Source organism: Candidatus Merdisoma sp. JLR.KK011, assembly GCF_036941125.1.
Taxonomy (GTDB): Bacteria; Bacillota; Clostridia; order Lachnospirales; family Lachnospiraceae; genus Laedolimicola.
In genome coordinates, this window is sequence record NZ_JAYWSZ010000004.1 from 485,948 (window position 1) to 500,816 (window position 14,869).

A 14,869-nucleotide genomic window follows, 5' to 3' on the forward strand; every position below is an offset into this window, starting at 1 on the left:
TTTATTTTGCCCGGTTTCTTGTATTTTTTTCATTGACAACCATAATAGTGTAACACATATACTTCGGTTTTGCCAGAAGAAAAAGGATGCCGGCTTATTTTTCGGCATCCCTTTTCGTTACGTTATTTTTTCTTTTTCTTAAGAGTGGTGACAATGGCGATCACAACGCATGCAAAAAAGGCGATCTCCACTGCTATCTGTATCATTTCGTACATTCCGCTGCCTCTCCTTTGTATTTTCTCTCAATTATGATTTATGCAAACAGCTTCTCCTTATATACGCCGTCTGCGATCAGCTTTTTAAAGGAATCCACTACAGACTGCTTATCCTCCTTGTAGGTAACGCCGAACCATTTATCCTTTGTCTCAAGAACCTTTACGGTAGCTTTCTCCTGCTTTAACAGGCCGTCGATGATTCCCGGAAGGAGGTACTCAGCCTTCAGATCCCCTGGCTTTACATTGCCCAGGAACTCGATAAAACCGCGCTCGATCTCGTCCAGAAGCTCCGGAGTCAGTCCCCACATATTCATAGAAACATAGCTTTTGGCATCAACAGGCACCAGCTTGCCGTCCTCTCCCGGTACGGCTGCCCCACCGTCCGGCAGCTTCTCAATGCCGGAGGTTTCCACCACGTCTGTCAGATATCCGTTCTCCACCTTGCAGATTCCTCTTGTGACAGCCCCATTGTCGCTTAAGGTGTTGCCCAGGATAAATCCTGCCATGCAGAAATCAAGCATTCCGTTGTCCGGATGCTCCTCTACCAGGTAATCGTGAACCTTTACAAAGGCTTCCTTTCCATAGTAATCGTCTGCGTTGATTACTGCAAAGGGCTCCTTCAGCAGACCCTTGCAGCTTAAAACTGCCTGGCCGGTTCCCCAGGGCTTGGTGCGGCCTTCGGGATTCTGAAAGCCTCCCGGCAGGTTCTCAAGCTCCTGGAAGGCATACTCTACCTCCACAAGCTTTTCAATCCGGTTGCCGATGATCTCCTTGAAATCCTTCTCCAGATCTTTGCGGATGATGAATACCACCTTGTTAAAGCCTGCCTCCAGGGCATCATGGATGGAATAATCCATAATGATCTCTCCGCTGGGGCCTACCGGCTCTAACTGCTTAATTCCTCCGCCGAAGCGGCTGCCGATTCCGGCTGCCATGACTACCAGTGCTGTTTTTTTCATAACCCATACCTCCTTTTAAGTCGCTGCGCGACAGCACGAAAGGGTAAAGCTGCTTCGCCACACCGGTAATGAGAGAAACTTTTATTCGAAAGAGCCCTCATAAAAGTTCCTCTCGTGCGCCTTTGCAGCTTTACCGTCCAGCAGAAAATTTTTCTAATAAATACTTGACATTTCTTAGCTGGACTATTCCAGTTACGTAGTATTTCTTTTATCTTAGTCCCTTAAAGGGTGCTTTTCATAGCATTGATGATGTGAAGCACATGCTCCTCGCAGAGCTCATCTGTCAAGGCTTCCACCATGACCCGAAGCAGCGGCTCTGTTCCGCTCTTTCTCACCAGAACTCTTCCTTCGCTGCCCAGCTTCTCCTCCACCTCGGCAATGGCCTTCACCACATCCGGATGATTCAAGGTGGCATCCATATCCGACACTTTCAGATTCTGCAGAAGCTGCGGATAAATCTTTACTTCGGAAGCCAGCGTTGCAAGGGTCGTCTTTTTCTCCAAAATCACTTCCATTATCTTAAGGGAAGTGAGAATCCCGTCCCCTGTTGTGGCATGTTTGCTGAAAATAATATGGCCGGACTGCTCGCCGCCCAGCTGGAAGCCGTTGGCAGTCATATTCTCGTAAACATACTTATCCCCTACAGCCGTCTTTTCGTACTTCATGCCGATTTTGTCACAGGCCTTGTAAAGTCCCAGGTTTGACATCACGGTAGTTACGATTGTGCTGTCTCTCAGCGCATGCTGCTCCATCATATACTTGCCGCAGATATAGAGAATCCGGTCGCCGTCTACCACATTGCCGTTCTCATCCACTGCCAGGCAGCGGTCTGCGTCTCCGTCATAGGCAAAGCCTACGTCCAGATGCTTTTCCTTTACAAACTGCTGCAGAGTCTCAATGTGGGTGGAGCCGCAGTCCGTATTGATATTCGTGCCGTCGGGGTCATTGTTAATCACATAAGTCTTCGCTCCCAGGGCGTCAAACACACTCTTGGCGATGGCAGACGCGCTTCCGTTGGAGCAGTCCAGACCTACGCGCATATTCTTAAAAGAACGTGTAGGCAGGGAGATTAGATAACCAAGATAGCGGTTTCTTCCCGCCGCAAAATCAATGGTTCTTCCGATATCCTCTCCTGTCGCCAGAGGGCGTTCTTCTGCCTCTCCGTCAATGTAACGTTCTATCTTTTCCTCAACCTCAGCCTCCAGCTTGTGTCCCAGGCCGTTGATTACCTTGATTCCGTTGTCATAAAAGGGATTATGGCTTGCGGAAATCATAATACCGCAGTCGAACCCTTCCGTCCGTACCACGTAGGAGACGCTTGGGGTTGTAGTCACATGAAGAAGATACGCATCTGCGCCGGAGGCTGTGATTCCCGCTGCCAGTGCATACTCAAACATATAACTGCTTCTTCTTGTATCCTTGCCGATAACAATCTGTGCCTTGTGATCTCTTCCGTAGTACCAGCCCAGATATCTTCCCACCTTAAAGGCGTGCTCTACGGTCAGTTTTACGTTTGCTTCCCCTCGGAAGCCGTCCGTACCAAAATACTTTCCCATAATCTACTCCTTTTTTATGCATTTGCCTATCTCAATCATTATACCAAATAATTCAAATTTCACAAGATAAAATTTTAGGGTTCTTCCGCTCCTGCTTGACCCTTCCCGATTTTTGCGCTATCCTATAAACAACAATTTTTCTGGAGGTCCTATGTATACGTTAACCCTTCTGCTTCTGGCTGTTTTCTGCCTTTTTATCGGCGTCTGCGGATTTGTCCGGTGGGACGCCTCCTGGCTTAGAGATATGAATACCCCTCCTGTTCAGATACTGATTATTCTGGCAGGAATCCTTTTCCTATGCGCAGCCCTCCTTGTCATTTTCCGCCTGCTCCAGCGGCTAGGCGCAAAAGGTTTAAAGAGGACTGCCGTGATCTGTATGCTGATTTTGACTGCCGGCCAGCTCATACTGCTTTTTCTCGTTCAGCCCATGCTTCGATACGACTCCTTAAAAACCTTTGACATGGCTGTAGAGATGTTAAAGACCCACGCCGTTTCCGAAACCTACGAGACCGGCTATTTTGCCCGATATACCAACAATTATCCCATCGTCCTTCTGACCTACTGGTTTTTGTTGGTATTATCAAAATGCGGCGTGCCCCAGTCTCTTTTTATGCCGGCTGTCCAGCTTGTGAATATTGCCTGCATCACCGGTTCTATCTGGCTGGGCTATCTGCTTGTAAAAGAGCTCCGGGGACGCCTAAAAGCCGTTTTCTATCTGGTTGTCTGCGCGCTTTGTCCTCTCTCCTATGTATGGGCCGGATTTTTTTACACCACCACCTGTTCCATTCCCTGCCTTATGGGGATTCTGTATCTGTACCTGCGCATTCCCAAGGCAGCCTCGGTTTGGAAGCGCAGCCTGCTGGGCGCTCTTGCAGGACTCCTTCTGATTCTGGGCTATAAGCTCCGGGCCACCACAATGATTGCAGGGATTGCCGTCGGCATCCTGATTCTCATGAAGCTTTCCGGGCTGGCTGCGGAAAAAGGGAACCGCCTGGCCCGTCTGCGCTCTGTTCTTACGGCTGTCTTAAAAAAATACGCCTCTTCCATGGCTGTTTTTCTACTTACGGCTCTCCTTTCACTCACCTTCTGGCATACTATGACAGAACGCTATGTGCCCTTTGATTACAAAAACACCGGATTTCCCATGATTCACTGGGTAATGATGAGCGCCCGCTGGGACGGCTCCTTTGATCAGTCGGACGAGATCTACACATTCAGTTTTAAGACAAAGGAAGAAAAAATCGAGGCAGACAAAAAGGTTCTGCTGGAACGCATCCGGGATGCCGGCCCGTCCGGGCTTGTGGTTCTGGCCGGGCGGAAGCTTCTCAACACCTGGGCGGACGGCACGGACAACTTTCGGGCGGAAAACAGTTATTGCACCTACAGCAGGCCCTACGAATACCTCCTGGGCTCTAAATGCGGCTTTATGGTAATTTATGCTCAGATATTCCGGGTTCTTCAAATGCTGGCGATCGGCTTTTTGGCACTTTTGGCCGTGAAGCGCAGAGAATATTCCCCTCTGTTTCTCATTCAGCTGACTCTTCTGGGGGGAATCGCGTTTCACATCGTCTGGGAAGCCAATCCCCTCTACAGCATCTGCTTTACCTTCCTGGGGCTGATCCTGTTGTCTGACGGCATTGCCAGTCTGGCGGAGGAAGAAAAAGCTTCCATTTTCCTGCAAAAAGGCTGGATCGGCTGTGCCGGCGCCTTTGCCGTGATGCTTGTGCTTCTGTTTTTTGGCAAAAAAGAGCTGGTGGAAACGCCCATTGAAGAGCAGCATTACTGTGTCAATCAATACCAGTATGCAGGCGAAGCAGCCGGCTTTGTATCCGATGCCAGCCAGATCTATACACAGACCTTTACTGCAGACAAGCCCTTTAACCGAATCGCCATCCAGGCCATCAACACTGTGGGCCCCTACAACCAGTCTGCTTTTATGGTAAAGCTCACCGATGAATACGGAAACGTCTTTTACGATGAAAAATTTCTCTCCGGCATGGTAGTGAAAAATACGCCCTATGCCTTTGTCCTGGACACCATAGTCCCGGAGGGCTCTACGCGCTATACTCTGGAGATCGCCCCCGGCTATGTCAAAAATGAGGACAGCCTGGAATTTCTCGCCTACAATACAGGCAACTGCGATATGTACCCCGGCGGCGCCCTCACCATCGGCGGCGAGGAACAACCAAACGGCGATCTGGCCTTTTCCGTTTATGAGTATGAAGTTACGACGTATTTTAACATCAAGATATATCTGATGCTCTGTGCCGGAATTCTGCTTCTTTTGGGCGGAATCACTGCCGGGATGCAGCGGCTGTTTGACAAAAAAATGTATTGATCCCATACTGAAAGGAGCTGTCGGGCAATATGATATCAGAAAAGTCTGATGTCATATTTCCCGGCAGCCCCTTTATATCTAAACTCAGGCATCTCTGACGTTTCCTATTCTGCCAGCTCACTTAAACGTTCCTCAGGGTTCCGGATACATTTACTGCCGGGCTTTTGATTCTTTTTCCAGCAGAACATATCCTTCCTTTGGCCCTCCATAGAGGATATTCATATCTTTCAGCTGCATTTCGTACTCTTGATAGCGGCCCTGGTCCACATACAGCACCGCCGGCTCATCTTCCTCTAAAAACCCACGGATTCCGCCGTCCATGCAGTGAAAATCCCCGCTGATCTCCGCCACAAACAGCATATTCTGATCCCAGCTTCCCACATGATCCGGCTGCTCCGTATCCGTCATAATGTAAGCCTTTCTCCCGGCATAGGCATCCTCCCTGTCTACGCTTGCCTGCAGGAACATCTGAAAGCTGTCTCCCTTGGCTCCCCGTATAACGGAAAGGTACGTATTATGCATAAAATACGCTGTCAAAGCAATACAGCCTGCCGCCGCCAGCCACATGCATCCCCCGAAAACCTCCTGTTTCCAGCGGTTCTCTTTCCCAGTCCCTGTACTCGCCATACTCCCGGCCGGAAGCCTTAAAAGCTTCCCAAGGAACACAGCAGCCGCCAGGAAAAGGGGCACAATGCAGGGATAGCAGTACCAGATAAGCTTTGTCTTAACAAGTGAAAACCCTAAAAACGGCACCAGAAACCACAGGAAATAACCGGCGCATTCCTCCAACAGGGTCTTTGAAACGATCCTTCTGCGCACCAAAAGGACAATCCCCAAAAGGATTCCCAGAACACAAATCCACATCAGCCACCGATAGATATAGGCTTCATTTGCAAAGACCGTCTCATAGTAAAAGGAAAAGGGGAATTCATGGCCCTCAAAATTTCCTCCCGATGTCCGGGCCAGAAGATCCACCTCCACCATCTGTCCCAGAAATGTAAAGCCGTCTTTCGTATACCGCCAGCCAAACCATGCCAGAAGAGGCGCAGACACCGACAGAAGGAACAGCCCCCATTCCTTAAGCTTAAACGTGAAGAGCTCTTTTGTGAGCAGCAGGTACATGCCGCCGATCGCCGCAACCATGCCGGCATGCCAGCTCTTCGTGAGAAACGCAAGGGCAAAAAGCAGGCCGCAGAGATAAAGGTTTCTGTGATTTTCCCGTATCCGGAACATCGCAAGCATAGCAAAGGTAAAAAACAGCAGATACAGAGAATCCGCATCCCCAGCCCGGGCCAGGTGGGCAGACAGGGGAAGGGTATTGGCGCAGAAAAACCCGAGAACGAGTATAGACGCCTCCTTGCTGTACCTTTTCGCAAACAAGCCGCAGCCGATTCCTGTGATAAGATAGGCAAGGGCCGAGCAGAACCGCAGGCCGAACACACTGTATCCAAAGAGACGGAAGCCCAGAATAATCCCCCAATAGCTCATAGAAGGCTTCAGATTCCAGTCGTCCGTCACATAATTATAAGTATGGCGGATATAGTCATTGTTCTGTATCATCTCATAGGCATTGACGCCGTGACGGGCCTCGTCCCAGGAATCCACGTACTGCACGTCCAGACACCGGAAGCAGTAAAAGGCCAGAGCCAGACAGGCTGCCGCAAAAAAAATCCAGTAACATTTTTCAAAAAGCTTCAACGCAGCCACATAAGCATTTTTTAACATAACCGCTCCCTTCCCATACAGACTGCTAGTGCCGCAATTGTTCGTTCAGCGTGCCGCAATATACGCTGTACATAACCTCCGCAAACTGCTGATCCCCCTCTTCTCCCGGATGCAGGGCATCACCCTCCCGGAAGTTGTCTCTGCTGTTATGCATCAGCGCCAGAGGAATCAATGTCACCCCATCCATGTTCCCGAACCTTTTATCCATGGCCTTCATCAGATCCATAATCCGCTTATCCGAACGGCTCTTAAACTCTCCCGGCAGAAAAGCCGTCCCGTCCTGGCGCACCATGGTTCCTATCTTCTCCTGATCCCCCCAGTAAATGGTATTTACCAGATAAATGGGAATCTTTTTGTCATGCCTGCGGATATTCTTTACCATCTGGCCAATGGCATCCACAGTCTCAGAAGGGTCGTCCCTCAGGCCGTTTGTCCCTAGAAAGATCTGGATAACATCCGGATCCTTTCCTGTGAACAGCTTGTAATAATTCCAGTCAAACATATCCTGAACCGGATCATAAAAGGGGTGAACGCCTTCGCTGACCCCTTCCGAAAAATATTCCGTGGGCTTCAGATAGTCCTCTGCGGTAAAGCCGCTCCGTCCCTCGTGGCTGTATCTCTCCCAGCCTCTTGTCCCAGTAAACGTAATCTGTCCATCGGACAAATGATAAATGGTACGATACCATTCTCTTCCGTTGGACAGGCTGTCTCCCATATTCATAATCGAGTATTCACTCTCTGTAAGCTGTTCCACCACATGGAGGGTGCTGGTAAAGGCCAGCGCCTCATTTACATTATAATCGTAAATGGTAAGCGTCAGCGGATAATCTCCCACCTGCTCTTCTTTTCCCGTTACCGAAAAACGATCCTGCAGATTTTCCCCAACCGGGCAGTCCCAGTTGAAGGAATATCCCTCCCGGATCCCGGCCCATGCCACCTGGTCATTGTAAAGCTCTATGGTACTTCCCACCGCCACATAGATATCCTTTGGCAGATAAGCCTCTATCTGAGGCTTATACTGCTTCAGCTCCCTCTGAAGGCTGATATTCCAGACCAGCATCGCCAGCAGCAAAAGAGAGAATACCGCCGTAAGCACTCTGAATGGTTTCTGTTTCATGGCTCCTCCCGTGTGTTACCGTTCAACATTGGTCTCCTTGCAGATAAATATCGGACGCTGTTTTGTCTCCATATAGGTTTTCGCCAGATATTCTCCCAGTATTCCCATACAGAACAGCTGGATTCCCCCGATAAATACAATGATGCAGGTCATGGACGGCCAGCCCGAAACCGGATCGCCGTATATCATAGTGCGGACGACAATAAAGCAGATGGCGGCAAAAGCCATCAGACAAAAAAACAGTCCAAGAAACGCAGCCATTACCAGCGGCGCCGTTGTAAAGCCCACCAGTCCCTCTATGCTGTAGATAAGAAGCTTCCAGAAAGACCACTTGGTTTCCCCTGCGCTGCGCTCTACATTTTCATATTCCAGCCACTTGGTATCGAAGCCCACCCAGCCGAACAGGCCCTTGGAAAACCGGTTATATTCCTTAAGCCTTAGAAGCTCGTCCACAAACTGCCGCGTCATCAGACGGTAATCCCTTGCTCCGTCCACAATCTCCGTCTTTGACAGCTTGTGCATCATCCGGTAAAACATCCGCGCAAAAAAGGAGCGGATGGGAGGCTCCCCTTTTCTTGTCACACGCCTGGTCGCCACACAGTCATAGCCCTCTTCCTTGATAGAACGGTACATTACAGGCAGCAGATCCGGCGGATCCTGCAGATCCACGTCCATAGTAGCTATATAATCCCCGGAGGCATAGCTTAAGCCGGCATACATAGCCGCCTCTTTTCCAAAATTCCGGGAAAAGTTCACATACTTTACCCTCTCGTCCTTCTCGGCCAGACTCTTCATCTCCTGCAGGCTTTTGTCTTTGGAGCCGTCGTTTACAAACAGAAACTCCATCTGAACCTCAAAAAGCTCTTCCGCCGTCTTTACAATGGCATTATAAAAAATTGGTATGGCCTCCTGCTCATTGTAGCAGGGAATAATAATCGAAATCTTATCCATTTGCCTCTCTCATTCTCTCCTTTGTTCTGCCCCGGCACGCCTGCCATACTCTTACTGTCCCTGGTATTACTCCTTGTCCTCAAAGCCTCTCGTCTCATCCACCAGAAACGGCGGCCGGTTCCTGGAGGCATCCAGGGCCCGCCAGATATACTCGCCTAAAAGTCCAAGCATCACCATAATAAGACCGAAGCCGAACAGCATCAATACCATCATGGACGTCCAGCCGGCCACATCCTCAATCCCGTTCAGCCGCTGAACCACAAGAATGACCGCCCAGATTACGGCAGCAAAAGCAAAGGCCGTCCCCATTCCTGACATAAACCGGACAGGGAAATAGGAAAAGCTCATCATAGAATCCAGCACCAGCTTTATTTTTTTGGAAAGCGTCCAGCGGGATTCCCCGATCTCCCTGGCCTTTCTGTGGAAATACACCTTATCGCTCTTAAATCCCACCCAGAGTACCTGCAGGGTCAGGGCCGAATTCTTTTCATCCAGCATCATCAGCACCTTGATTACCTGCCGATCCAGCAGATAGCAGTCAAAACCTCCCTTAGGCATATCCTTGATCACCAGCTTACGCATCAGGGTATAGTACAAGTTGGCAAAAAACTTCTGAATTGCTCCCTCGTCCCGGTCTGAGCGGACAGCCAGAACCACTTTATTGCCTTCCTTCCATTTTTCATACATTTCAAGGATCAGCTCGGAATCCTCCTGAAGATCAGCCTGCTTGGTCACGGCGCAATCCCCCGTACAGCTGGATAAGCCTGCAAGGATAGCCGCATGCTCCCCAAAATTCCGGGACAGCTTTACAAGCTTTACACGCTTGTCCATATCCCGTATCTGGTTCATAATCTCCCAGGAATTATCCCCGGATCCGTCGTCTACAAATACAATCTCATAATCCCCAAGCTTGTGGAGAATCTTTTCCCTCATATCCTCATAGAGAAGCATCAGGGTATCAGAATTCCAATAAACGGGAACAATAATTGAAAGCCTGCTCATTTAAGCCCGGTTCCTCCTACTTCTTTTAAAAATTCGCCGTAATCGCGTATATATTCCTTTCCGTCATAGTGGGTATTGGTCAGAACCAGCAGCACGGAATCCTCGCTGAACTCATACATATCCTTCCATAGCATCGTGGGAAGGTAAAGCCCCATACGGGGACGGTTCAGCTCAATCACCGCCTCCTCGAAGCCGTTGTCCACCCGGACCTTGCTGGTTCCGCTTACATTGATAAGGACAAACTCCGAATTCCGGTTGGCATGCTGTCCCCGGACGACCTCGCTGTCAGAGCCGTAAATATAAAATACACGTTTAATCTCAAAGGGAATATCCTGCGCTCCCTCCACAACTACCAAATTCCCCCGTTCGTCACCCAGGTCCCCAAACTCCAGAATCCTATACTGGTCCTTTATACTCATATCCTGCCTCCTGATACAGCCTAAAATCCGTTTAAAGCTTCTATCACATACCCCTGTTCCTCGTCTGTCATCCCGTTATACATGGGAATGGACAGCACCTCGTCCGCATACTGCTCCGTAATGGGAAACGCTCCTCTCTCATAACCAAGGCCTTTGTAGGCTTCCGACAAATGGGGCGGAATGGGATAGTGAATGATGGTTCCAATCTCCCTGTCATTCAGATAAGAAATCAGCTCCTCCCGTCTGGAGGTACGTATCACAAACTGATGCCATACAGCCGTTGCTCCCTCCCGAAGCTTTGGCAGCATAAGCTCCGGATTCTTAAGCTCCCTTAAATACCGCTCTGCAATCTGCCTGCGTTCCTCTTCGCACTCATCCGCATGGTTCAGCCGCACCCTCAAAAGCCCCGCCTGAAGCTCATCCAGACGGGAATTGGCTCCCACTATCTTGTTATAGTAGCGCTTCTCACTTCCATAGTTGCGGAAAATGCGGAAATCCTCCGCCAGCTTCTCGTCCTTCACCACAACCGCGCCCCCGTCTCCAAAGGCTCCGATATTTTTGGAGGGATAAAAGGAAAAGCATCCCACATCCCCGAAGGTTCCCGTCATCTGTCCGTGAAAGCAGGCTCCGTGGGACTGCGCGCAGTCCTCCACTACTTTCAGGCCATACTTATGGGCAAGCTCTGTTACGGCGTCCATCTTCGAGGCCTGGCCGTAAAGATGCACGGCCAAAATTGCTTTCGTGCGCTTTGTGATCTTCTCTTCTATCTTCTCTGTATCAATATTAAAGTATTCGTCGGGTTCTACAAAAACCGGCGTCGCTCCGTTCATGGTGATCCCCATGACACTTGCAATGTAGGTATTTCCCTGGACAATAACCTCGTCCCCAGGCCCTATCCCCAGAACCCGGAAGGCGATCCACAAGGCATCCAGGCCGCTTGCCAGTCCCACACAGTATCCGCCGCCTGTATAAGCTGCGAATTCCTCCTCAAAGCTCTTCACCTGGTTCCCCAGCACATACCAGCCGGAACGCAAAACCTCAAGAGCCCGGTCCTCAAACTCCTTCTGATACCGGAAAAAGCCCCGATCCATACGGTTTGCCATAATCTTCATCATTTTTGCCTTTTCTCTCCATTTCTATCACTCGTGGCTTTCTTCATCATACCATGGCTTAAAATATTCGTCAACGCTCACCTGGCCCCCGTCCAGCCTGGCCAGCAGCTCCGTGACCTTTTGGGCTCCTTTTCCATTGAGATGATCCACATCTACAAAGCATTCCTCTCCCAGATCCAGGCATTCCTTTCTGCAGAGGTTAAAGTCCCAGTAAGAAACCCCGTACTCATCCGCCATATCCTTGATATAGGCATAAGCCTCATCATAAGGCGCTATGGTATCCAGATACTGCCCAAAGCTGGGCGCTGTGACAAAAACCAGCCGAATCTCATTCTTTTGACAGAATTCCACGATTCTTTTGATATAGGAATTGGTATAATCCGCATTCCCCTTTAAGTCCTCGGTTACGGATGCATATTTATTCCACCAGGTAATTTTCGACGCATCCATCTCCTCCTCCGAATAAACAAAGCCTTTTCCCACATAGTATTCCTCTTCATTTACCACCGGAGCGAAGGTTTTGTATGCCTCCGACTGCTTCTTTTCCCACAGCTCCTGCAGGTAGGGCATCTCCCCGATCTTCTTCCAGTCCCTTCGGAAGGGAAGCATACGGTTTGTATAGTGCCTTGCCCCGGACACCTGGGTCAGAAATTCCAGCTTATTGAGGGAAGGCCTCATATAATCCGAAATTATATTTGCCTGAATCAGATCTCTGTCATCCGTTTTTTCTTTAAAAAGAAACTTGTAATGCATATCCAGGTAAACGGTTTTTATATCATGGTACTTTGCCGCCTCACGCAAAAGATAGTAGGAAGTGTCAAAATTCTGGGAAGAAGAGCCCAGGTTAAAGGCTGTTTTTCCTGTCAGCTCTGTAAACAGCCGGGGATCATAGGCCCGGAAGCAATGAGAGCTGCCCAGAAACACCGTATCAATATTTTCCTCACTCTCATACATCTCGTGCATCATAAGCCTGGTATAGCTTTTTGTATCATCCACCAGGATATAATTGCAGCCGCGGACAGCCAGCCCGGTCAGGAAAAACACTGCGGCCAGCATCCCCAAAAAGCTAAGCATCTGTCTGTATCTGCTGTCTTTCATGGCTTCCCCCTAACTGTCAAAACTTGGTGTACAAAAACTGACTGGTGTCATAAGCCGCCCCATAGACCCCGAAGATCACGATCCCCACAGCCATAGCCGTATAAATCAGACAGCGCACAAGCCAGGCCTGACGAAACAGGCACTCCCGGATGCACACGCCCTTTTCCTCCAGAATGTCCTTGGCCATCACCAGCAAAATCCCGGCAAGCACCAGCACCCACTCAAACACTGCAAGCTCCATTCCCTTATAGTCCCGAAGCCGGAAATCCGTAAAGAGAATCAGCAGCATTCCCTTTACATCCCCCAGGGAATTTGCCCGGAATACCATCCAGGCCAGGTCTGCAAAGCAGAACACCAGCACCCGTTTCAGCCACCTGGGAAGCTTTATGTTCTTTATGTCAAATATCTGCCCCAGACCGTGAAGTCCTCCCCAGGCCAGAAAATGAAAGCCTGTTCCATGCCAGATACCGCTGATGAGAAAGGTTATCATAATATTGGCGTATTTCCGAAGCTTTCCCTTCCGGCTGCCTCCCAAGGGAATATAGAGATAATCCCGAAGCCAGCTGCTTAAGGAAATATGCCACCGCCGCCAGAAGTCCTGTACGGAATCCGCCAGATAGGGACGCATAAAGTTCTTCTTAAGCTCTATGCCGAGAATCCGGGCCGCACCCCTTGCAATGTCTGTGTAGCCTGCAAAATCACAGTAGATCTGAAAGGCATACAATACCGTCACCAGCAGAATCTCCACGCCGCCGAAAGCGCCGAACTGCCGGTAAACCGCATTGACGGGAATGGCGATCCGGTCTGCAATCATCAGCTTCTGAAACAGCCCCCACAAAATAAGAACCGTTCCTTCCCGGATACGCTGCATATCAAAAAGCTCTCTCTGCCTTAAGCTTCGGATCTGTTCCAGGAGGCTGTCGGATCGCTCAATGGGGCCCTGCACAAGCTTTGGAAAAAAGGCCTGGAACAGGGCAAAATCCACCATATTGCGCTCAGCCGCCATTCCCCGGTACACATCCGCCAGATAGCCGATGGCCTGGAAGGTATAAAAAGAGATTCCTACAGGGAGCAGGATCTGAAGGCGATTATATTTAAAAAAGGCCAGAAAAAGAACGTGCAGAAAAACGGCCGCTGCTATACACAGCTTCTTTATCTGCGTCTCCTTCCGGCTCTCTATGAAGATTCCCAGAAAATACGTTGCAAGGGTAGACAAAAAAAGCGCAAGGGCATATTCCGCGCCAAAGCTGATGCAAAAAGCATAGCTGGCCGCCAGAAGCCATACTGCCCTGGCCCGGCGCGGAATCAGCAGATATATAAGAAAAACAGCTGGAAAAAATACCAAAAAGGCTAGTGATGTAAATCCCATCTCATCCTCCGGAATTTATACAGGCCGGCCAGGCTTTCCATACAAGAGGAAATCCAGCGCCGGAATTTTCTTCGTAATGACAATGATAACTGCCGTAACCAGGCTCATAACTCCAAAGGAAGCAGCTGCAAAGAGAAAGCCCTCCAGGCTATAGAGATTGTATGTCTCCCCCCGGTTCAGCAGCGTGGCAAAATGAAAATGCAGCACATAAATCTCAAGGGTATAATTGCCAAGCCATGCCAGAAAGCCCTTGACCCTCCCGTCACGGCAGAAGGTTATCAGGCAGATCACGGCGCCGCAGCCAAGGAAGGAGGCCAGAAGCTGTCTCCCCAGAAGCATCAGGGTTCCCACATCCAAAAGATCAAAGGCAGACGCCAGGTAAATAAGCCCTGCTGCAAAGAGTCCGCAAAAGACTGCCCTCCATTGCTTCGGTATGTCCGCAAGCACTTCTCTGTTCTCCCCGGCCAGATACCCGGTCAGATAAAAGGGCAGGTACAGCCTTGTAAGCCCCGGACTTAAGAATTCCCAGCCCAGCAGCGTTTCCGCTGCAACAAACGCCGCCAGGAAAAGATACACACCCCAGAATACCAGCTTTCTATGATGAGCCGCCTTCGCTCCCGCCAGCTGGGCCGTGTAAGTCATCAGGTTCAGAAGAAACAGCGTCATCAAAAACCACAGGCCTTTGTCCAGGCAGAACAGGGTTTCCCAAATGCTGGACAGCGGATGCCTGGGATGGAGCAGGACAATCCAGAAAAAGAACGGAACCAGGTAAGAAACGGCGCGTCTTTTTAAAATCCGCCAATATTGGGTAAGATCCGACACCCGGCGTCCGATTCCGCACAGGTAGCCGCTGACCATAATGAACAGAGGCATCTGTATGACCTTGATCACATCATAGATATAACCGTCTTCCATATGATTCCAGGTCAATACATGCCCGGCCATTACAATGAGAATGGCAGTTCCTTTTAATGCGTCTATATTTTGGCTTCGCATATCTGCCATAGA

The 14,869-nt window shown here is 49.8% G+C and carries 12 protein-coding genes; 1 reads left to right on the top strand and 11 read right to left on the bottom strand.

What is annotated here, in order from left to right; translation table 11 throughout:
- Window positions 1-253: 253 nt before the first annotated feature.
- Both VV089_RS16165 and glmM read right to left on the bottom strand, forming a co-directional pair.
- A complete protein-coding gene (locus tag VV089_RS16165) occupies window positions 254-1,174 on the bottom strand; it encodes a nucleotidyltransferase family protein (protein ID WP_334336604.1) in 921 nt (306 codons plus the stop codon).
- A 221-nt stretch (window positions 1,175-1,395) separates the two neighbouring features.
- Window positions 1,396-2,730, bottom strand: a complete 1,335-nt coding sequence (glmM, locus tag VV089_RS16170) for a phosphoglucosamine mutase (RefSeq protein ID WP_172543398.1) — start codon at window positions 2,728-2,730, stop codon at window positions 1,396-1,398.
- 151 nt (window positions 2,731-2,881) lie between these two features.
- Between glmM and VV089_RS16175 the strand changes: the two genes are divergently transcribed.
- Window positions 2,882-5,068, top strand: coding sequence for a hypothetical protein (locus VV089_RS16175; protein WP_334336605.1), 2,187 nt, complete (start codon window positions 2,882-2,884; stop codon window positions 5,066-5,068).
- A 150-nt stretch (window positions 5,069-5,218) separates the two neighbouring features.
- On the opposite strand, the gene VV089_RS16180 is transcribed toward VV089_RS16175, so the two are convergent.
- From VV089_RS16180 to VV089_RS16220, 9 genes are all read right to left on the bottom strand, one after another.
- Entirely contained in the window at window positions 5,219-6,793 is a 1,575-nt protein-coding gene (locus VV089_RS16180) for an ArnT family glycosyltransferase (protein ID WP_334336606.1), read from the bottom strand.
- 25 nt (window positions 6,794-6,818) lie between these two features.
- The gene (locus VV089_RS16185) at window positions 6,819-7,910 is read right to left on the bottom strand and encodes an SGNH/GDSL hydrolase family protein (RefSeq protein ID WP_172543401.1); all 1,092 of its coding nucleotides are present in this window, start codon (window positions 7,908-7,910) and stop codon (window positions 6,819-6,821) included.
- 15 nt (window positions 7,911-7,925) lie between these two features.
- Entirely contained in the window at window positions 7,926-8,861 is a 936-nt protein-coding gene (locus tag VV089_RS16190; RefSeq protein WP_334336607.1) for a glycosyltransferase family 2 protein, read from the bottom strand.
- A 66-nt stretch (window positions 8,862-8,927) separates the two neighbouring features.
- A complete protein-coding gene (locus VV089_RS16195; protein WP_334336608.1) occupies window positions 8,928-9,863 on the bottom strand; it encodes a glycosyltransferase family 2 protein in 936 nt (311 codons plus the stop codon).
- Entirely contained in the window at window positions 9,860-10,282 is a 423-nt protein-coding gene (locus VV089_RS16200; RefSeq protein WP_334336609.1) for a sugar 3,4-ketoisomerase, read from the bottom strand. The genes VV089_RS16195 and VV089_RS16200 overlap by 4 nt, the downstream gene beginning before the upstream one ends.
- 20 nt (window positions 10,283-10,302) lie before the next feature.
- Window positions 10,303-11,394, bottom strand: a complete 1,092-nt coding sequence (locus VV089_RS16205; protein WP_334337589.1) for a DegT/DnrJ/EryC1/StrS family aminotransferase — start codon at window positions 11,392-11,394, stop codon at window positions 10,303-10,305.
- 27 nt (window positions 11,395-11,421) lie between these two features.
- Window positions 11,422-12,492, bottom strand: coding sequence for a hypothetical protein (locus VV089_RS16210; RefSeq protein WP_334336610.1), 1,071 nt, complete (start codon window positions 12,490-12,492; stop codon window positions 11,422-11,424).
- A gap of 16 nt (window positions 12,493-12,508) precedes the next feature.
- Window positions 12,509-13,861: an MBOAT family O-acyltransferase gene (locus tag VV089_RS16215; protein WP_334336611.1), complete on the bottom strand. Its 1,353-nt coding sequence runs from the start codon at window positions 13,859-13,861 to the stop codon at window positions 12,509-12,511.
- 15 nt (window positions 13,862-13,876) lie between these two features.
- Window positions 13,877-14,866, bottom strand: coding sequence for an acyltransferase (locus VV089_RS16220; RefSeq protein WP_334336612.1), 990 nt, complete (start codon window positions 14,864-14,866; stop codon window positions 13,877-13,879).
- Window positions 14,867-14,869 lie beyond the last annotated feature (3 nt).